This is a genomic window from Nostoc sp. (genome assembly GCF_036917435.1).
In the GTDB taxonomy this organism is placed as follows: domain Bacteria; phylum Cyanobacteriota; class Cyanobacteriia; order Cyanobacteriales; family Nostocaceae; genus Nostoc.
The window spans coordinates 25,324-44,469 of the sequence record NZ_JBALDM010000006.1 but is presented as its reverse complement, the minus strand read 5'-3'; the positions used below and the strand labels follow the sequence as shown (position 1 = coordinate 44,469).

Annotated in this window: 18 protein-coding genes and 1 tRNA gene; 12 read left to right on the top strand and 7 right to left on the bottom strand. The window is 41.9% G+C overall.

Translation table 11 applies throughout. The annotated features are described in order from the left end of the window. Positions 1 to 1,175 precede the first annotated feature (1,175 nt). From V7K98_RS02330 to V7K98_RS02320, 3 genes are all read left to right on the top strand, one after another. Positions 1,176 to 1,670, top strand: a complete 495-nt coding sequence (locus tag V7K98_RS02330; protein WP_335019210.1) for a hypothetical protein — start codon at positions 1,176 to 1,178, stop codon at positions 1,668 to 1,670. A gap of 108 nt (positions 1,671 to 1,778) precedes the next feature. Beyond that, the gene (locus V7K98_RS02325; RefSeq protein WP_335019208.1) at positions 1,779 to 2,432 is read left to right on the top strand and encodes a pentapeptide repeat-containing protein; all 654 of its coding nucleotides are present in this window, start codon (positions 1,779 to 1,781) and stop codon (positions 2,430 to 2,432) included. 756 nt (positions 2,433 to 3,188) lie between these two features. After that, on the top strand, positions 3,189 to 3,794 hold the full coding sequence (locus V7K98_RS02320) for a DUF4360 domain-containing protein (RefSeq protein ID WP_335019206.1): 606 nt from the start codon (positions 3,189 to 3,191) through the stop codon (positions 3,792 to 3,794). 146 nt (positions 3,795 to 3,940) lie between these two features. Here the strand turns inward: V7K98_RS02320 and nagA are convergent, their stop codons facing one another. After that, the gene (gene nagA / locus V7K98_RS02315) at positions 3,941 to 5,125 is read right to left on the bottom strand and encodes an N-acetylglucosamine-6-phosphate deacetylase (protein ID WP_335019204.1); all 1,185 of its coding nucleotides are present in this window, start codon (positions 5,123 to 5,125) and stop codon (positions 3,941 to 3,943) included. A 152-nt stretch (positions 5,126 to 5,277) separates the two neighbouring features. On the opposite strand from nagA, the gene purE reads away from it, so the two are divergent. The 7 genes from purE (at position 5,278) to V7K98_RS02280 (ending at position 11,080) form a co-directional block, all read left to right on the top strand. Then, positions 5,278 to 5,796 (top strand): 5-(carboxyamino)imidazole ribonucleotide mutase, encoded by a 519-nt coding sequence (gene purE, locus V7K98_RS02310; protein ID WP_335019202.1) that lies wholly within the window; start codon positions 5,278 to 5,280, stop codon positions 5,794 to 5,796. A 107-nt stretch (positions 5,797 to 5,903) separates the two neighbouring features. Beyond that, entirely contained in the window at positions 5,904 to 6,203 is a 300-nt protein-coding gene (locus V7K98_RS02305; protein WP_335019199.1) for a putative quinol monooxygenase, read from the top strand. A gap of 160 nt (positions 6,204 to 6,363) precedes the next feature. Then, complete coding sequence (locus V7K98_RS02300) at positions 6,364 to 7,143, top strand: class II glutamine amidotransferase (RefSeq protein WP_335019197.1); 780 nt, start codon at positions 6,364 to 6,366, stop codon at positions 7,141 to 7,143. A 414-nt stretch (positions 7,144 to 7,557) separates the two neighbouring features. Then, on the top strand, positions 7,558 to 8,754 hold the full coding sequence (locus V7K98_RS02295; RefSeq protein ID WP_335019195.1) for a sulfate ABC transporter substrate-binding protein: 1,197 nt from the start codon (positions 7,558 to 7,560) through the stop codon (positions 8,752 to 8,754). A 232-nt stretch (positions 8,755 to 8,986) separates the two neighbouring features. Beyond that, positions 8,987 to 9,847 carry a sulfate ABC transporter permease subunit CysT gene (gene cysT, locus V7K98_RS02290; protein WP_442940385.1) on the top strand — a complete coding sequence of 287 codons (861 nt, stop codon included), beginning with the start codon at positions 8,987 to 8,989 and terminating at the stop codon, positions 9,845 to 9,847. Continuing rightward, positions 9,834 to 10,694: a sulfate ABC transporter permease subunit CysW gene (gene cysW, locus V7K98_RS02285; protein ID WP_335019193.1), complete on the top strand. Its 861-nt coding sequence runs from the start codon at positions 9,834 to 9,836 to the stop codon at positions 10,692 to 10,694. Before cysT ends, cysW begins: the two co-directional genes overlap by 14 nt. A gap of 119 nt (positions 10,695 to 10,813) precedes the next feature. Continuing rightward, positions 10,814 to 11,080: an NIL domain-containing protein gene (locus V7K98_RS02280; RefSeq protein WP_335019191.1), complete on the top strand. Its 267-nt coding sequence runs from the start codon at positions 10,814 to 10,816 to the stop codon at positions 11,078 to 11,080. 23 nt (positions 11,081 to 11,103) lie between these two features. Here V7K98_RS02280 and V7K98_RS02275 read toward each other — a convergent pair. From V7K98_RS02275 to V7K98_RS02255, 5 genes are all read right to left on the bottom strand, one after another. Next, a tRNA-Arg gene (locus V7K98_RS02275) sits at positions 11,104 to 11,176 on the bottom strand. 65 nt (positions 11,177 to 11,241) lie between these two features. Next, the gene (locus V7K98_RS02270; RefSeq protein WP_335019189.1) at positions 11,242 to 12,447 is read right to left on the bottom strand and encodes a murein hydrolase activator EnvC family protein; all 1,206 of its coding nucleotides are present in this window, start codon (positions 12,445 to 12,447) and stop codon (positions 11,242 to 11,244) included. Positions 12,448 to 12,749: 302 nt separating this feature from the next. Continuing rightward, complete coding sequence (locus tag V7K98_RS02265; protein ID WP_335019339.1) at positions 12,750 to 13,772, bottom strand: tRNA-dihydrouridine synthase family protein; 1,023 nt, start codon at positions 13,770 to 13,772, stop codon at positions 12,750 to 12,752. A 555-nt stretch (positions 13,773 to 14,327) separates the two neighbouring features. Continuing rightward, positions 14,328 to 14,864: a transposase gene (locus tag V7K98_RS02260; protein WP_335019338.1), complete on the bottom strand. Its 537-nt coding sequence runs from the start codon at positions 14,862 to 14,864 to the stop codon at positions 14,328 to 14,330. Positions 14,865 to 14,869: 5 nt separating this feature from the next. After that, on the bottom strand, positions 14,870 to 15,163 hold the full coding sequence (locus V7K98_RS02255; protein WP_335019187.1) for a transposase: 294 nt from the start codon (positions 15,161 to 15,163) through the stop codon (positions 14,870 to 14,872). 63 nt (positions 15,164 to 15,226) lie between these two features. On the opposite strand from V7K98_RS02255, the gene V7K98_RS02250 reads away from it, so the two are divergent. Further along, positions 15,227 to 15,442 carry an IS4 family transposase gene (locus tag V7K98_RS02250; RefSeq protein ID WP_442940387.1) on the top strand — a complete coding sequence of 72 codons (216 nt, stop codon included), beginning with the start codon at positions 15,227 to 15,229 and terminating at the stop codon, positions 15,440 to 15,442. A gap of 338 nt (positions 15,443 to 15,780) precedes the next feature. On the opposite strand, the gene V7K98_RS02245 is transcribed toward V7K98_RS02250, so the two are convergent. Further along, positions 15,781 to 18,786, bottom strand: coding sequence for an MFS transporter (locus V7K98_RS02245; protein ID WP_335019185.1), 3,006 nt, complete (start codon positions 18,784 to 18,786; stop codon positions 15,781 to 15,783). A gap of 79 nt (positions 18,787 to 18,865) precedes the next feature. Between V7K98_RS02245 and V7K98_RS02240 the strand changes: the two genes are divergently transcribed. Further along, positions 18,866 to 19,030 (top strand): hypothetical protein, encoded by a 165-nt coding sequence (locus V7K98_RS02240; protein WP_335019183.1) that lies wholly within the window; start codon positions 18,866 to 18,868, stop codon positions 19,028 to 19,030. Positions 19,031 to 19,146 lie beyond the last annotated feature (116 nt).

The following is a 19,146-nucleotide window of genomic DNA, read 5'->3' as shown; positions in this document are numbered from 1 at the left end:
CTATTTATCTATCAAATAAGAATAAATTTAGCTCTAGGTTTTAGAGACTTACAAGAAATAAGTGCTAGAAAAATATTTGTAATTTTGTATGTTTGTATGGTTTAAAAACTGTGAGCCTATACGATAGTATATTGTTTTATTGGAAGTTAAATATTCCTTTTTCTTGAAACAATAAGGTAAAAATGATTTTATATAAACTAAATTTATTGGAAGAAGTAACAATTAAACGACTTACGCAAAAAATAGCCCAAACCTTGATTTTCAGTAGGGGCAATTCATGAATTGCCCCTACTGCGTGTAGTTTTGCGTAAGTCCTAAATTAGTAGAAAAGACTTTTGTTGATAGTTAAGGGGCCTACATCTTTGCTCAAGGTTGCGACAGCGTTGAGAGGTACAAGTTGTCCGCTAGGCGCACGAACTGAGAGTACATCTAGGGCGTTGGAATTTTGCTGATATTTTGGTTCTACGCCCCTAAATCTAGGACATTGCGAGTGTAATCATCGAAACTGCGGAGACTTCTTTGGCACAATACCACATCAGGATTGGGAATTGAGGAGAGACAAGGAAAAAAATTGTTCAATTCCCTAGTCCCTAGTCTCCATTCCCAAATAACAACAAAAAAGCCCGGAACCTTGAAGAGTTCCGGGCGCGTTATGATTAATCGACATGACGGTACTTACCCAGAACTTACTCTGGGCCAAAAGTAAAAGCTATAAAACCAGCTACTCAAATAAGTCATGATGTTAACAAACTATAAAAAAGCGATAGACTCAGTACAAATGTAGGAGTGAAGATCAGCGTTGTAGGTGCAATAACTTGCCTTAAGTTGCTTTGTATCTATATAAATTGCCCCTAAGACAGATGTGCTTTTTGAAATAATCTATATTTATTTGCTCTTTCCAGTGAATGTGTAACTTCTAAAAATATATACAACAGTTTGCTTTTTAAGTGAGATACAAAATGCAGGACTCACATATCAGATATTAAAGAGTTTCTATTTCCTGCCCCCTGCCTGCTGCCCCCTGTCCCTAGCTTTGCAAAAAAAACTGCTGTAATTCTCCTGACTTGTCATCTCACCTTGCGAAAGCTTATTGCAGACAATTAAGAATCGCCATAGATTATTGTTACCCAAGTTCTCATCGACTAAATCAACTTTTTAGGATTATCAGTTTCATTATGCCCAGTTCCAAAATCTTAGCCCAATCTTTCGACTATTATGGAGTTTACCCCTGCCCAGTCTGTCGGATAGGTAAGATTTCTCACATGCCATTGATGGAAGCAATGGCTTGTGACTTTTGCCAAGAAATTTTTACAGTCAATTTAGAACTACAGCAAATCAAGATGCCTTCTAGACAACCACCCTTAACTTGGCGTTGGAGTGGGTTGAGTTGGACTGAAGGCCAGCTGGAAGGTGTAGAGTTAGGTTGGGGTTATGGAATAGCAGCAGCAGTTTTTGTAATTCTTCCAACTACTCTAATCGGGATAGTAGCTTACTATTTTCCTGCTGACCTCAAAGAACCGATTACCTGGATGCCATATATTTGGACAATATTAACTTTATTATCACATTTATCGATTATTGTTTGGATTGTTATTGAAATTTATCAGATTCCAGTTGCAGCATATTTAAGAGCGATCGCGCGCTGGAGAAATCGAGAGATGGAAAGATGAGGGAGTGGGAGAAACTAATGACTAATGACGAATGACAAATGACAAAAGATGCAGCGAATACATGGCTCCATCACTGATAATTAAGTTGATTGTCCACCAAAATATCGTATGAGCGATCTGGAGCGGTACTATAGAATTTTGGAATTAGAGCCTGGAGCAACACTTGAGGAAGTGAACCAGGCTTACAAAGATTTAGTCTTTGTTTGGCATCCCGATCGCATTCCCAAAGAAAATCTCCGTTTACAGCAGAAAGCACAAGACAAGCTGAAAGCCATAAATGAAGCTCGTGAAAAGTTGCGCTCTCTAAAAACCAAACATCAGACCACATCTAATTCACCTTCACCGTCATCTCAATATCAAACACCATCTCAACCAACCCAGCCGCCACCAAAGCAAAACTCAGATTTGAGTGGTAAAGACTACAGTCGGGCAAATTTGAGCAACAAAGATTTATCTGGCAGAAATCTAAGTTATGCAAACTTAAGCGGTGCTAATCTCAGCGACACTTTTATGCACAAAGTCAACCTCAGAGGGGCGAATTTATCTGAAGCAAATTTATTTCGGGCAAACCTCCTTTTAGCGGATCTCCGAGAGGCGAATTTACGCGCTGCTAATTTGATTGGAGCGGATCTCAGTGGAGCCGACTTGCGAGGAGCCGACTTGACAGGAGCGCGGATTCGTTCTGGTGAGCGTCTTTTGGTTAAATTAGTTGGTACTAACCTCGCTGGGGCAATTATGCCTGATGGGGCAATTTATCAATAGTCGAGGTTACGCTACGACACACAGTAAGGTAGCACAGGTGTGCTACCCGATTTTTTAGTAGAAGTACTTAAGTTGACATGCATAAGTAACACTGTGCCGTTGCTTTGCAGTTAAATAATAAGTTGCGATCGCCTAGTTAGTTTTACGGGAACACAATAATAAAATCTTTGGTCATTAAGCAAGTACAGATTAAATATCCAAGTCTTGACTAAGAAGTTAGAAGTCAAAAATTAGAATTAATTAGAGGAAAAATATCGTTAATTGTAGACTGCTAAATATTGTATTTAGTGAGGGAAACTTTTGTCTTTGATTCAGCAGTCATACATAAATTACGTATTTATTCTGAATCCCAATCCTGAATTTGCTTTAGAGACTTCTATAAGTAATTCAGTTCAATTCTAGTTACCTAAAGTCAATATGCAGATGTAGCTTCGGTAAGTTAAATAGCTAACTTCTCGATAGTTTTAAGGTGTCGAAAATAGCTTTAATAGTCTATATTTTGACTTCTTTAAGCTAATTAGTCCAGTTAGCAAATTTATACTTGCCCTATTAATGCCTTGATTTTTTCACCGAAAATAAATTTATTTTAGATTCCTCATCCATATCAAAAATGCAGGAACTTGTTATAAGTTTCACATGGGTTTTACCTCGTATTTAAATATGGATGGTACTGATTTTATTAACAATCAGTTTTCTGGAATCACCCGCAACAAATTTGGAACTAACACTATCCAAAATACTCAAAAAAGGTAAGTTATGAATAATCAAAACTTCAAGACAACATCTAGCAACATTATCAAAGCTTTTCTAGCTGTGGCTACACTAATAACAGCTTCCATTGGCCCTGCTTTTGCTAACGACACAGTGCAAATTGTCAGTGCAGAATATGGGGGTAATGGCTGCCCTGAAGGATCTGCTAGTGTAAGTGTCAGTCCCGATGGTCAAGAGCTAAGTATTCTATTTGATAAATTTATAGCTGTAGGGAACAAGGCAGAAGAAAGACGCAAAAACTGTAACTTAAGTATTCCGATCAAAGTTCCCCAAGGCTTTCAAATTTCTCTCTACGATGCTGATTATCGAGGCTATATTGCTCCTGAAACAACTGGTAGGCTAAGAGCAGAGTACTTTTTTGCTGGTCAGCGTGGCCCTGTTTTTTCTCGGACATTTAATGGTGAACGTGATTACAATGTCCGCGATCAATTAGTGACTGTGGCTGATGTTTGGTCACGCTGTGGTGATAGTGTAAATATGCGAGTGAATGCTGCAATGACCGCCAGTGGTAAAGGGATGGCAACCGTTGACTCTTTTGACCTCGCCCACCGAGGCTTGGTTTATCACGTCAAATATCGCCAGTGTCGTTAAGTCTTTTCAAAGTCGGGAGCAACAAACTCTTAGCTTTAAATGAGTAATAAGTAATAAGTAATAAGTAAATACCCATTACTTATTACTACTTCAAAATTAAAGACAGTTGGAGTCGGGGTCTTAAATCCTTGATTTGGTGATAAATTTCAATCTCCAGCCTTCATTTCTGTAGCGATCGCACGTTCCCAAGTTAATGCTTTTGTAGTCTCATTCCAATGCCAGCGTAATAAGTTAGCGGATTGATTCTTAACAATTCTTGGTAAACCAATCGCTTTTCTAGGTGCATTAGTAGCTAAAGCGATCGCACTTTCTACATCACAAATTCCCCACTTCACCAAATTTTGCACTCCCACCAACAAGGGTAAAGTCGTCCCCGACAAAGTGCCATCGGCTAGTCGTGCCGTACCGTTTTTAACTTCAATTTCCCGACTATCCCAAGGATACACGCCATCGGGTAGTCCCAAAGGAGAAAGGGCATCGCTGACAAGGAACAGCCCTTTTTCTTGATAGCTAGCGCGAAGTAAAATTTGCAGCATTGTGGGCGAAATATGTTCACCATCAGCAATGAAACCACACATTACATCAGGATCGATAATTGCTACCCCTAATAATCCTGGTTCGCGGTGATGTAATGCTGGCATAGCGTTGAAAGCATGAGTTACCATCGTTGCACCTTGTTTAAAGGCACGTTGCCCTTGGGCAGATGTTGCCTGAGAATGCCCTAAACTGACAATGATTCCCAGAGAACGCAAATATGGAATTACTTCACCAGTGAAATCTAACTCCGGTGCTAAGGTGATGACTTTTACAACATGGGCATAATCACCCAAAACCTGCTTTACCCAATCCATTGTCAGGGGTAAGAGATACTCTGCTGGATGTGCGCCGCGCTTTTGGAAATTCAAAAATGGCCCTTCTAGATGTACTCCCAGTATCTTTGCACCTGCTGGTTGATCGGGAAGAACTTCAGCAATAATACCAAGCGATCGCTGAATGTTTTCTACTGAAGTTGTCACAAGTGTTGGTAAAAATCCATCTACCCCGACATCCCACAAAAATTGTGAGATTTTCACCAGTAAGTGAGCATTTTCAGCCGTCAAATCAGGGAATGCTAATCCCAAAGCACCATTAATTTGCAAATCAACGCCACCCAATGAAATCCAGTCGCCAGCAACATTTATTATGGATGCACGGCTGCGTGCTTCTACTGTACTCATTGGTAATATTTGCTCAATTATGCCCTGTTGGTTAACCAAGAGCATCTGCAAATCTTTGTAACCAGGCACTCTAGCATTGATAATATCTACAGGATTTTCTATTACTTGGGTCATCGCACTGACGAGAAGGTAGCTAAATCTGATTTTAGATGCAACCAATATCAATAAATCAATTCAAACAACGCCAATAGATGAGATGATTATCGGCATTACCTAGTTTCTATAAGCTAGCTCAAATAATTTTGAATTATGAATTTTGAATTATTATGACTCCCCTAGTTGGTATTATCATGGGCAGCGATTCCGATTTGCCCACCATGAAAGACGCGATCGCAATTTGTGAGGAATTTGGCGTTGAGAGCGAAGTAGCGATCGTTTCTGCTCATCGTACCCCAGAACGGATGGTGCAATACGCTCAACTTGCACACCAACGTGGTATTAAGGTAATTATTGCCGGTGCCGGTGGTGCTGCCCATCTACCGGGAATGGTAGCGTCTTTAACACCACTTCCTGTTATAGGTGTTCCTGTCCCCACCCGGAATTTACAAGGCGTGGATTCTTTGTATTCTATTTTACAAATGCCTGCGGGTATTCCTGTAGCAACAGTGGCGATCGGTAATGCCAAAAATGCCGGACTTTTAGCAGTACAAATCCTGGCAACTTACCAACCAGAATTGCTAGAAAAAGTGCAACAATATCGCCAAACCTTATGCGAATCAGTAATTGCCAAGCAAGAAAAACTAGAACAACTAGGGTATGAGCAATATTTAAAGCAGATGTTTTAGATAATTCGTAATGTGTTAATAAATCTTAATAATACAGCAGGTGACATAGAAAATAAGCATATCCAATGCCCAATGCCCCATGCCCCATGCCCCATGACAAATAACAAATGACTAACCAAACTATTCGCGTTGTTGCCCGTATTATTGCTTTGCCTAACAAAGTAGAAGAGCTAAAAGCCGTACTGTTGGAACTCATTGAGCCAAGCCGTCAGGAAGCAGGTGCGATCGAGTATAAACTTTTGCAAAACCAAGACGAACCAACAGACTTTACTTTTGTAGAGGAGTGGACTTCTCATGAAGCCCTGAATACTCATCTAGATTCACCCCATTTCCAAGCGGTAGCAGCTAAACTCGAAGGTTTAGTGAGTGCTGCACCAGATAGCCGTTACTACTATCTTTTGGCATAGTGTCATGTTGCTAACTAGAAGTAGGCTCTTTATTGTTGGGGATAATTTGGAATATCTCAGCCCTAAATTCTAAGATTGAAGCGATCGCTCCAGAATCAATCCAGCATTCTGAAGTATGTTGGTCTTGAGACCTTAGTCAAAAATTTAGAGTGCAACATTCATGTGCCAATTGCTCGGAATGAATTGCAATGTTCCAACAGATATTTGCTTTTCTTTTGAAGGGTTTTCTGCACGGGGAGGAAGAACAGATCATCATAGCGATGGCTGGGGCATTGCTTTCTTTGAAGGAAAGGGATGTCGGATGTTTTTAGATGCCCAACCTTCTGTTGCTTCTCCAGTAGCCGAGTTGGTGCGGAGTTATCCCATCCATTCAACCCATGTCATCGCCCATATCCGTAAAGCTACTCAGGGTGAAGTTACCCTAGAAAACTGCCATCCTTTCCGCAGAGAATTGTGGGGTAAGTATTGGGTATTTGCCCACAACGGTAATTTACCCAATTTTCATCCCGAAAATATGGGCTTTTATCAAGCCGTAGGTGATACAGATAGCGAAAAAGCATTCTGCACGATCCTAGAAACATTGCGATCGCGCTTTCTTGACGGTAAGCCTGATATCAAGGAACTGTACCCTGTACTAAAACAAATTAGTGATGCAATTGCAAAGCTAGGTATATTTAATTACTTGTTATCAAATGGTGAATACTTTTTTGCTTATTGTTCAACCAATCTCAGCTACATTGTCCGCCAAGCGCCCTTTGCAGCTGCCCATTTGATCGATCAAGACATGACTGTAGATTTTCGGGAAGTGACTACCGAACGCGATCGCGTTGCTGTTATTGCTACCACACCTCTTACTGACAACGAAGTTTGGACACCAATCCAACCAGGAGAATTACTAGTTTTTCAGGATGGGTTGCCCCTCAAATATGCATTTACTTAAGAATGTGAGCCTGTGGACAAATTCAAAAATTAACAGAAAATTTCCCATTTAGATACTTTCTAAATGGGTTTTATTTTTTATAAGTAGGTAGGCGTAATTAAATATAAGATCAAACCTCACCCTCAATCCCTCTCCAAAGTATCGGAGAGGGAAGCCGGAGGCAGATTTATAACTAATACCCAATCTTCAATTACCTATCAAGTTGCTTGATATATTCGGTAGTTGATTGCAATTTGATATTTGAAAATAAAAGCATTTGCAATTCCTCACAGAACTGGTAGAATCACCATGTTCTTGATAAAGAATGTGAGGTTTTTCAGTGTTTGCAACTAGATGTATGAAATCATATAGTATTATAAGCAGAATATAACTGTATTCCCATCAGATAACTGTAGATTTAGCGGAGGAAATAGAATGAGTTTGTGGCAACGCCCACTGAAAAGATTAAAAGCGATGTCTTACGACAAGCTGCTAGCCTACAGCAACCCCAAAAGCGATCGCATCTACGCTGAACGTAGAACATATCGGTTCAGACTAAATTCGCTCAAAAGCTTTGTATCACTCTTTTTAGTAGGTACTGTGTTGAGTGTGGCGCTTGCCGCCTGCTCCGGTGGTGAAACTGCGAGTAATTCTTCCTCTGAAACCCCTAGTGCGGCTCCTGTGGCTGCAACCAAAGATAATGTTGAACTAACTCTAGTTTCCTTTGCTGTCACCAAAGCGGCTCATGAAGCAATTATCCCTAAATTTGTAGAACAGTGGAAGAAAGATCATAACCAAACTGTCGTCTTCAAACAAAGCTATGGCGGATCTGGTTCTCAAACTCGCGCCGTTATCGATGGTTTAGAAGCAGATGTTGTCCACTTGGCACTAGCTGGAGACACCTCAAAGATTGAGAAAGCTGGATTGATTCAGCCAGGATGGGAGAAAGAAGTTCCCAACAATGGTATTGTCTCCAAATCAGTGGCAGCATTAGTCACACGTCCAGGAAATCCTAAAAACATCAAGAACTGGGAAGATTTATCTAAAGACGGTATAAAACTAATTACTGCCGATCCGAAAACATCAGGGGTTGCTCGCTGGAATTTCTTAGCTCTTTGGAATTCAGTGATTAAAACTGGTGGAGATGATGCTAAAGCGACTGAGTTTGTTACCAAGGTATACAAAAACGTGCCTTTGTTGACTAAAGATGCACGTGAAGCTACTGATGCATTTTTCAAGCAAGGTCAAGGTGATGCCTTGATTAACTATGAAAATGAGATTATCTTGGCAGAACAAAAGGGTGAAAAGTTAACTGCGATCGTCCCCGATGTCAATATATCTATCGATAATCCCATAGCAGTGGTAGACAAAAATGTAGATAAGCATGGGACTCGTGAAGTTGCCGAAGGTTTTGTCAAATATCTATATACTCCAGAGGCTCAACAGGAGTTTGCAAAATTAGGATTCCGACCAACGGATGATACTTTGACTCTAAGTAAAGAAGTTGCAGACAAATTTCCCAAGGTGAAAACTCTGGGTACAGTTGCAGACTTCGGTGGTTGGGATGGAATCAATAAGAAGTTCTTCGCCGATGGAGCTATTTTTGACCAGATTCAAGCCAAGAAAAAGTAATTCGTAATAGAGCCTCCGGCACGCTCCGCGAACGTAATTCGTAATTGAAGGACAAATCAACTAAGCTGAAAAACAGTTAAATTGCATAATTCAGATTAAATAAAACTACTGTGGGGTGGGCATCTTGCCCGCCATAATTATGCGAACAGTTGTGGAATAGTAATTACGAATTACGAATACTTACAAAAAACTTCTTTTGAATGCGTGAATTTTGAATTCGGAGCGAAGCAACGTGACGACTGTAGGGACTTCTGTGGAAATTGAACGCAAAACACCGTTCTGGAAGAAATTGGGGCGCGTTCCCTGGACTTGGCGAATCACCATTGGATACCTCACGGTGATGTTGTTTATCCCCATAGCTGCCATGTTCTTGAAAGCAAGTACAGAACCTCCGGCGAGATTTTGGGCGATCGCAACCAGCGATGTCGCATTAGCAACATATAATGTAACTTTTTTTACAGCAATATTTGCAGCCTTGCTCAATGGCGTATTTGGTACTCTAATTGCTTGGGTTTTGGTTCGCTACGACTTTCCTTTAAAACGCTTGATTGATGCCACAGTAGATTTACCCTTTGCCCTACCAACATCGGTAGCAGGGCTAACTTTAGCAACAGTTTACAGTGATAATGGCTGGATTGGTTCGCTACTAGCACCACTGGGAATTAAGGTATCCTTTACCCGCACGGGAGTAGCAGTGGCAATGATATTTATCTCACTACCTTTTATTGTGAGAACTGTGCAACCCGTGCTTCAGGAAATGGAACATGAAATTGAAGAAGCCTCCTGGTGTCTGGGTGCTTCTCAATGGCAGACCTTTTGGAAAGTAATTTTGCCACCTTTATTTCCGACAATTTTAACTGGTGTTGCCTTGGGTTTCTCCCGTGCAGTTGGGGAATATGGATCAACTGTGATTATCTCTTCCAATACGCCTTATCAAGATTTGATCGCACCTGTGCTGATTTTCCAACGGTTAGAGCAGTATGACTACTCTGGTGCAACAGTAATTGGCATAGTTTTACTATCAATTTCGTTGGTACTGCTATTGGCAATTAATTTCTTACAAGCATGGGCAAGGCGATATGACACTAGATAAGCCAAGTTTTCATTCATCTGTATCTGATACCACCAAACAGAAGAGTTGGGTTCCAATAGTTTTAATTGGTGTAGCGATCGCTTATTTAGCTCTAGTTCAATACATCCCTGCAATCAACGTATTTGTCCAAGCCTTTAGCAAGGGAGTTGGGCCATTTCTATCCAACCTGACACGACCGGCTTTTCTCCATGCAGCTTGGTTAACACTATTGTTGGCTGTAATTTCTCTACCTTTGAATACAGTATTTGGACTATGTGCAGCGTGGGCGATCGCTCGTCATAAATTTCCAGGACGCGCCATAGTTTTAAGCATTATCGACCTACCCTTTTCCATCTCACCTGTAGTCGCAGGATTGATGATTGTGCTACTTTACGGACGCAATGGCTGGTTTGGCCCTTGGCTCCAAGCACACGATATCAAAATTGTCTTTGCCTTTCCAGGTATGATGCTAGCTACAGCCTTCGTGAGTATGCCCTTTGTCGCGCGAGAAGTAATTCCCGTTTTAGAGGAATTTGGTAAAGATCAAGAAGAAGCTGCTAGAACTCTCGGTGCAAAAGATTGGCAGATATTTTGGCGCGTCACCTTACCTAGCATCCGTTGGGGCTTACTCTACGGTTTAATTTTGACCAACGCCAGAGCAATGGGTGAATTCGGTGCAGTTTCGGTGGTATCTGGCAACATTGCTGACCAAACCCAGAGCTTACCACTGTTTGTAGAAGATGCTTACAAACAGTATGAAACCGAAGCTGCTTTTTCTGCTGCTGTACTTTTAGCGTTGCTAGCGGTAGTAACCTTAGTGCTGAAAGAGATTTTAGAACGCAAAACCAGCATTAAAGATGTTGAATAGTTAAGTTTTGGGAATTGGGGAATGGGAATTGGGCATCAGTTATTCTCCTTGTCCCCCTACCCCCTACTCCCTCTGCCTTCGCCAATCCACAATGTCTAATCCCCTTGATGGTGATAATTATGGCTAGTGACAATACACTTATAAATAAAAGGATTCGATTAAGAATTCCCAAGGACTATCACCAGGAACCTGTAATTTCTCGCCTGGTGTCTGACTATGGACTGACTGTGAATATTACCGCAGCAATTTTAGGAGCAAATGCCGTCGGTGATGGTTGGTTTGACCTGGAATTAAAAGGAACAGATGCACAAATTCAGAGTGCCCTCACCTATCTTCAAGAATTGGAGTTAGAAGTCTGGGATGACACTAAAGCAAATGATTGGTAAAAATTATAGCAAGATATAAGTAACGAGCGCGGAGGGATTTGAACCCCCGACCCACAGAACCGGAATCTGTTGCTCTATCCACTGAGCTACGCACCCTTAGTCTTAGCCATTATAGCACGTCTATGATAAGATTTGCAGCTTAGAGAAACTTGGTTTATCCGTTAAAGATAATTAGCTGGATCTACGGGCGTACCATTGCGACGGACTTCAAAGTGGAGGTGGGGGCCAGTTGAGAAACCCGTAGAACCCACAGCAGCGATCGCTTGTCCGCGTTCAACTGCTTGTCCCTCAGAAACATACAACTCGCTGGTATGTCCATAGAGTGTTGTCAGACCATTGCCGTGGTCGATAATTACCGCTCTGCCATAACCACCATACCATCCAGCAAAAATTACTCTTCCCGAATCGGCTGCCCGAATTGTACTACCATAGCTAGCGGCAAAATCTAAGCCGGCGTGAAAGCGACGATAGCCAAGGATTGGGTGTATCCGCCAGCCGAAGGGACTACTAGTAGAAGCATCGCTAGGATATGCCATGACACCAGTTCCCCGAATGATGACGCTTGTCCGGCTGTTGGTTTTTGTTTGCACTTCTTCTGTTGCTCTGGCTTTTGCTACCTTTTGTTGAATCAAGACTTCCAAATTTTTGGATTCCCTCTCTAGCTGGTTTTGTGCGGCTTCCAAGGCGAGGCGATCGCTATTGAGGCGTTGAATCAATTCTGATTGTGACTGCGCCTGAGTTTGATAATCGGCTTTTTGTGCTAACAGTTGCTCACGAATCAAGGCAATTTCGTTTTTTTGCTGTTCTACGCCCGTTTTTTGTTGATTTATCGAGTTTGCTTGGGCGTTGAGTTTTCCCAAAATTTGTTCGTCTGCCTGATACACTAACTTCAACTGATGACGACGGCTAATAAAGTCGCTAATGTTTTGACTTTGGAGCAAAACTGCCCATCCAACAGATGCAGGCGATCGCTGGAGATAGCGCAATCGTGCTACTGTTGCTATCTGCCGCTCCTGGTATGAACGTTCCGCTACCGCTAAATCTGTTTCCAATTGCTGGAGGCGTTGAGTAGCAAGTTGTAATCGTGATTCGCTCTCTTGAATATAGCTATCTGTAGTTTGCAGATTTTGCTTTAAACCAGTGAGGTGTTTTTGCGCCTCATTTTGGAGATTTGTTAAGCGATTGCGATCGTTAACCACACCCTGACGCTGCTGGTTCATTTGTTGCTGCTGTTGTCGCAGAGTATCAATCGACCCTGTAGAGGTTGCATGTACTGGAATTAATGACAAATAAATCCACCAAATGCAGCAAAATACAAGAGATAAACAGCCAAAAATCAGATTTTTCCCGATAAATCGCGCTCTCATAGCGTGAAGCCTAACCAAAACGATGCTTTCAAACACTATGAGGATTATTCCCAAAATCTGATTCACTCACTCCATGTATCGAATTGACCTGCCAAGTTGTAACATAAAGATTCTCGTTATGTCAGCATTAATCAACCGACTGCCAAACATATAGCAGTTCTCAATTGCACGAAATACAGACCTAACCCCCAGCCCCTTCCCTACTAGCGTTGGGGACTAAGATTCAAAGCCTCTCCCCTTGTAGGGGAGAGGTTTGGAGAGAGGTCAAAGTAATTGTATTTTCCATTCGAGAAGCGCTATAGTTACACACTCAAGGAGGGTGCTAGGGCTAAAGTTTTCGTACTATTATCAAGAAGAGTGCGATCGCAGAGGCTAAACAGTTCTAATTCGGTCTGGGTGTGTCGCATCAGGCGCAAAAAATGGCCTTCAGTGTCAACACTTAGAGCAATGTAGTTGAGGAACATTTTTAGGTAGCCGACGCGCGATCGCTCTGGCATACTTGCTGCTGTGGGAGTTTGCCATAAACGATCGATATAGTTGCGTACCTCTACCAAAGGAACGGGCGCGATCGCTTCTCCTCGCAAAGCCTGCCGAATTTGACTAAAAATCCAAGGATTGCCGATCGCCCAGCGCCCCACCATTACACCAGCCGCACCTGTTTGAGAAAGCACTTCAATAGCAGTTGTGGCAGAGTTGATATTACCGTTAGCAAGCACTGGACAATGGACTCGTTTGACGGCTTCAGCGATCAAATCATATTTCACTGCGCCGCGATACATATCTTTCACTGTGCGACCATGTAAACTCAGTAAATCAATGTTGTGGCGATTGATCGAATCTAAAATTTCGTAAAAATTATCCGTATTCTCAAAGCCTACGCGCATCTTGACAGTCAAAGGGCGATCGTTCACTGCTTGCCGCAATTCTGCCAAAATTCGATCCACTTTTTTTGGTAAAAGCAGCAATCCACCACCAACCTTTTTACGATAGATTCTAGGTGCTGGACAACCCATGTTCAAGTCAACTCCAGCGATATTATAGCGGCAGAGATCAATTGCTGTTCTTACTAAGTCTGGAATACTTTCGCCAATCATTTGAGCAAAAACGGGGCGACCCGTGTCGTTTTCGGTGATTGCTGCTAAGATGCTACGATTGAGCCGTGAGGTATCATTGACGCGGAAGTACTCGGTGAAGAAGTAGTCAGGGCTGCCGTAATGGGCAATGACTTTCATAAACCAAAGGTTTGTCACGTCCTGCATGGGCGCAAGAGCAGTCAGGGGTAAGTATGGATCGAGCGATCGGGGAAGAGATACCTGGGAGGACATGGAGATAACAGCGTTCGGCAAAGCATCAATCTTTGAACCTCGCATGACTAACGAGTCACGCGATTCCTGCTTCATAGATCCCTGCCTAAATAGCTCCAGGTCTTATGGGTTCTCCACAGGCGTTTTGATGAGTCTCCGACGCACCGGCGGCGACTTTTGAACAACTACCTTAAAAGTATGTTCAACCTCAGTACCTTAAAGATTTTACCTACTACAAGCATACGGCACAATGTACCCATTTCCGAGTAGAACCCCATATCTTTAGTTGTCCTGGTTCTGTTACCTTGGTTTTCGCTATCTATATAGTGATAGTGTATCAGAATATGGATTGCTTTTCTCATGACTGGAAGTCACGAGTGTGCAGCTTGCAGAAATCAAAAAATTGTCAATAATTCATCATTCATCAGAAAGCCGATGGAAAAGCATTTCAACCAGACTGCCTCCGGCTTCCCTCTCCTTACTAAGGCTACGGTGTACACACATCTCTATGCTGAGTGCAAAATGTGGTTTGATCCCCCTAAATCCCCTTTATAGAACCCATTTGATATCTTTTTTCTAGTTAGCAGCTAGTCTTCTGAGCATCAATCTGATAAAACAAAGCTTGAGCTTGGCATTGGCACGAGCGAGTGTCCGGTCAAAATTTTTGACTAAACTTTTACATCGCTCCACCCAAGCGTTTGACCTTTCAATTACCCATCTAGCGGCAACAGGCACAAATCCAGATTTTCCATTAGCTTCCTTTTCGGCTTTCGATGGCTTGGCTGAAAGTTCAAATTGGATTTTGCTCATGATTTGAGGATAAATCTGCTCTAACGCTTGGGTAAGTTTATCAGGATGATAGCCATGATCTATCAAGATTGTAATCTTAGGTAGCTTAATCGGTTTGGATTTGAAATAATCGATGTTAATTGAGAGCATCTCAATCAACCCAAGGTCATCAGATACACTGGCTTTAGTACAGTGCGTAAAGAAGGGGAAGCCCAGTATATCAACTGCTAGATGTCTTTTGATCCCATTTGTTGCTTTGTAAAAACAGAACCCTTTGGATTCAACGCTAGCATTACAAGTGTTTTTTACTGCTTGCGAGTCAATTATTATTAGGGTCGTCCACTGCGGTTTTTTTTTACTTGTTCGCGCGCCCTGCCATGCAAAGTGGTCATAATATTGTCAAGGATACCCTCGCTGCACCAATGCTTGTAATGCCAGAATACAGTGGAATAGGGCGGAAAATCTTTAGGTAAATCAGCCCAATTGCAACCATTCTTGAGTTGATAAAATACACCGTCAAGAATTTGTCGCTTTGTCCACAAAGGTGGTCTAGTTTTTTTCTTAGTCGGCAATAATGGCTCAATAATTTCCCACTCTTTGTCTGTCACGTCGCTTGAATACACTATTTTCAACCCTCACTGCTTGAATCCACCTATTTGTGTTGATTCTACTTGGTCGCCTAAAAGATACCAAATGGGTTCTATAGCGCCATTCATCATCAACTTTACCCTCATACATCACCACCTACTCTGGCTGAAGTTGTGAATTGGATTGCTCGACTGGGTGGGTTTTTAGGTCGCAAACATGATGCCTCTCCGGGTGTGAAAGTTCTCTGGCTTGGCTTGACTCGATTACATGATCTCGTTGAAGGTTGGCAACTTTGTCAGTCTCTCTATCATTGATTCTTGCCTCATCTTGAGTCAATTTTTTGGGTGTGAGTGCTTCGATTCCTCTGATGAGCTGTTCACACCTAAGTTGTCATGAACTCATTCGACTTTTTGCTGTTTTTTTGATTCTCATCTTAATTTTCCCCATCATTGCTGATTTTTTCTCTTCATCTTCTAATACACAACTCCTGACTCCTGTCAACTTTTCTGTTAAGAAAGATGTTTATAATGGATAGCCTTATAAAGGGGAGGGTTAGGGTGGGCTAAAACGACTGTGTAATAAGCATTTGAGCTTAAGTTGATACCGATGTACAACTGTACGCCCCTACTTAGCAGCAATGGAAATAAAAAAATTATTTGTAATTTTTGAATTGGTATTTTTCGAGCAACTCTTTAACTTGAGCAGCTACCAAAGGATGTGGATCTTTTTGTAGCTGGGGTAAGATTTGCAAAAGAACGCGATGTGAAACCATATTCAAGTATGCGATCGCAGCTTCTCTAACAAAGCCTGTTGGATGACGCAAACTCACTAAAATCTCGTAACTTGTCAGTCTGATGCGAGTTACTTGAGCAAAATGGAAACAGCAAGCTAGACACCAATCAGAAAGGAAGTTACCCAACATCAGCAATCTGTGGAGGCGATCGCTAACTAGCATATTCTCATAGACTAGGATCTTAGCTTCGACAAGATATTGCAATTTTTCTGACTGCGGTCGATTATCTAAAATATTGATTAACAAAGACTTTGAAGGCAAAGTTATGGTATGCTCTAGGATTTCTAATCCGCGTGCTAAGTTTACCACTGAGAGCGATCGCAGATTAAATGCTGCGGCTTGCATCTTTTCTGGCGAGTAAAGCAGTCTCAGTAATAGCAGCAGCCGCTCTTTAACATCTAATTCCAATTCTAAAAGGGCGCGTTGCAATAACTCAGAGACAATCACAATCCTTTGACGTGATTGATAATTTTCTTTTTCATCTAATGTTTTAAAGTCAATATATGCGGCATAAATCTCGCCTAAAAACTTTAATTCCTGTTCGATTAAATTTTCTACTCGACTTTCATAAAACCGATCTACTAAACCTTTAATTCCGGGTTGTTTATGTATTTTTAGTAAGCTACGAAGAATATGATCTCTAGTTATACCCCAGGATGTCTCTAAGTTTTCCCATAAAGTCTCTAATGCTTCCTGAGTAGCAATTTGAGCAATAGTACGCCAAGCATACATTCGCACTATTTCTGGTTTGTAAATATTGGTAGCTAACCGTAATAGCATCTCTATAGCTTCATTTTCTAGTCGCACTAGGGCTGACATTGCTGTAGTGCGGGTTGATTTGTAATAAAGTGCTGCAATCAGTGCTGAATAGTACTCTTCTAAATGGGTTGCTGAAATCATTTCCAATACAGCACAGCGCACCCGTAATGACTCATCTTGTAATAAATTCGGGATGTGAATCCGTAATGCCTGCAAATAAACTGCTTCTCTCAGCGCTCTGACTCCATTCACCCGTTCCCGTTCTTTCTTATGAGTTAACATCCGGCGCATAGTTTGGGTAGCTGCTACCTTTTGCATCGGCGTTCCCTGGCGTAAGACTAAGGCGGCGGCGGTAGCGCGGATGAGTGAGTTTTGGCGGGGATTCAGATATTCTTCTAAAATACTTAAATTGGGATTTGGTTCAGCTAGCCAAACGTAGCGCAACGCTAGGGCGAAAACTTCAGGGTTAGTTTCTTGGGGTTGTTCTAACAAAGGACGGATGGCGGATAGATAAGCGGGATTTGCACCTGCTGTCAGCATTACTTCCAAACTTTGGCGTTGCAAATCTGGGGTTAACTTGAGTAATAAAGGTGCTAAAACTTCCGTAGCACCTTGGGAATCAATTTGAGCTAAAAGTTCAATACAAGAGCGTTTATCGGCCTCACTGCCTTTTTCTTCCAAGGCTTTGACTACACCTTGCTTGAAAAATCGTAAGCCGACATTGGTGGCACTCAACTGGCCTCGTGCCACACTCAAGACTAACAGTTCAACGTAGCGCGATCGCAATTCCCAAATTACTTTTAAACAAGTGGCAGCTATCAGCATTGTTTCTGCTACTAACACCCACTTTTGCAAGTCTACGGGTACAAACCGCCCAGAAAACAATATAGTTGCAAAAATTAGCGCTCCTGTCAAACCTGTTGCGATCGCTTCGGCAGTTCCACCCGATAAAGTCTGCATTCGGCTGCGAATTGATTCTGGAATTGGTTGGTACAGGATGGGGCCGCTACTCATCACAAAGGTATAGCGCAGAAGTTCATCGCAGAATTTGACAATTATCAGACCCCAGAAAAAGCTTTGCGATTGGATGGCTGGAATTAAATGGAAAAATACCAGCACTGCTGGTAATGAAAAGCCTACGGTGATTGGTAAAAGTGTCGCTGTAAAAAATACCCCCATCCGTTCAATGAGTCGGCTGGAAATAAACCACTGCAATAACAACTCACACAGTCCCAACATCCCACCAAAAAGACCCAAGAAACTGGCGAGTTCTCGGTCGCTCATATTGGATTTGAGTTCGCGCAGATATTGAAAATCTATTAATAACCCAATGACTTGCAATAGACCGACAAAAGCAAATAATTGCCAAACATAGCGCTTCAGAGGACTTTTAATGAAACGCTCTCGTGAAGCTTGTTCTTCAGGAACTAATCTTTGTGGGGTTTCAGGAAAAGCTGCTCGATAATGATGAGTTAAATACAATAAAATCCCCGATCCTAATAAAATCACTAGACAGGCGATAAAGATGATCTTATTTAGCGATGTGTATTGCACTAGCCAAGGCAAACTAAAGCCACTAATTACATCTGCTACCAAAAGACCACTACTCACCAGTGGGTAAGTGCGTTTAATCTCCCGAATGTTAAATATTTGGTTAGCGACAATGGAGGTGTTGAGGTCATTGACTACATAAAGGGCATCTACCCATAGCCGCAGCAGAAAGGCCGAAATAACTACCAGGTAGGAAATATTAGATCCCCAACGTAATACAACTAATAGTAGTAATGGCATCAACATGCAAGGTGCGATCGCCACAATCACCTGACGTAAGGGAAAAATCCTTTGCAGCCAAGAGTATAAAAAAACCAGCCCTGCACTCATAACAGCACTGGCAATATACATCCACGGCAGCAAATGAGTCCCATATTCATCCAAAAATAGCGCCACCGTACTGTCTTCCGCCCACCGCAATCCTACACACACAGTTGTGTAAAAAACAAACATTATCTGAGTTCGTTCGCTCTCCTCTGGTCGGAGATTTACCCACTGTAGTAGTCGTGGTAAAGCAACTTTATTTATAGCCAACCAGTGATTTTTCAGTTCCATGCAATTTTATTTTCTGGTAGTATCACCCCGTAATGGGAGCGGGGGGGGGCAGGGGAGGCAGGAAGACAAGGAGGAATTATTGAACAAGTCATTGTATCTTCTTCATGTTCAATGCCCAATTCCCAATTCCCAATTCCCCATTCCCAATTCCCAATTCCCAATTCCCTTATCCCCTGGAAATAGCAAAAGTCCTGAGCAACTGAGTATTATCTTTCCCACTCAGCCCTCAAGACTATCTATTTGAGATAAATTTAAACTACCTAAAAACTTTAGACGGCTTCTGATCCCTGCAATTCCCAAAGGAAAAACGAAAAAACCCCTGACTTCTAACCAGGGGATTTTCAACATAGTCTATTAAAC

Excerpts from the sequence above, each read along its gene's own strand:
- purE (WP_335019202.1), top strand. The coding sequence starts at position 5,278 with ATGACTCCCCTAGTTGGTATTATCATGGGCAGCGATTCCGATTTGCCC.
- V7K98_RS02325 (WP_335019208.1), top strand. The coding sequence starts at position 1,779 with ATGAGCGATCTGGAGCGGTACTATAGAATTTTGGAATTAGAGCCTGGA.
- V7K98_RS02305 (WP_335019199.1), top strand. The coding sequence starts at position 5,904 with ATGACTAACCAAACTATTCGCGTTGTTGCCCGTATTATTGCTTTGCCT.
- cysW (WP_335019193.1), top strand. The coding sequence starts at position 9,834 with ATGACACTAGATAAGCCAAGTTTTCATTCATCTGTATCTGATACCACC.
- V7K98_RS02330 (WP_335019210.1), top strand. The coding sequence starts at position 1,176 with ATGCCCAGTTCCAAAATCTTAGCCCAATCTTTCGACTATTATGGAGTT.
- V7K98_RS02295 (WP_335019195.1), top strand. The coding sequence starts at position 7,558 with ATGAGTTTGTGGCAACGCCCACTGAAAAGATTAAAAGCGATGTCTTAC.
- V7K98_RS02320 (WP_335019206.1), top strand. The coding sequence starts at position 3,189 with ATGAATAATCAAAACTTCAAGACAACATCTAGCAACATTATCAAAGCT.
- V7K98_RS02280 (WP_335019191.1), top strand. The coding sequence starts at position 10,814 with ATGGCTAGTGACAATACACTTATAAATAAAAGGATTCGATTAAGAATT.
- V7K98_RS02300 (WP_335019197.1), top strand. The coding sequence starts at position 6,364 with ATGTGCCAATTGCTCGGAATGAATTGCAATGTTCCAACAGATATTTGC.
- V7K98_RS02265 (WP_335019339.1), bottom strand. The coding sequence starts at position 13,772 with ATGTCCTCCCAGGTATCTCTTCCCCGATCGCTCGATCCATACTTACCC.
- V7K98_RS02270 (WP_335019189.1), bottom strand. The coding sequence starts at position 12,447 with ATGAGAGCGCGATTTATCGGGAAAAATCTGATTTTTGGCTGTTTATCT.
- nagA (WP_335019204.1), bottom strand. The coding sequence starts at position 5,125 with ATGACCCAAGTAATAGAAAATCCTGTAGATATTATCAATGCTAGAGTG.
- V7K98_RS02245 (WP_335019185.1), bottom strand. The coding sequence starts at position 18,786 with ATGGAACTGAAAAATCACTGGTTGGCTATAAATAAAGTTGCTTTACCA.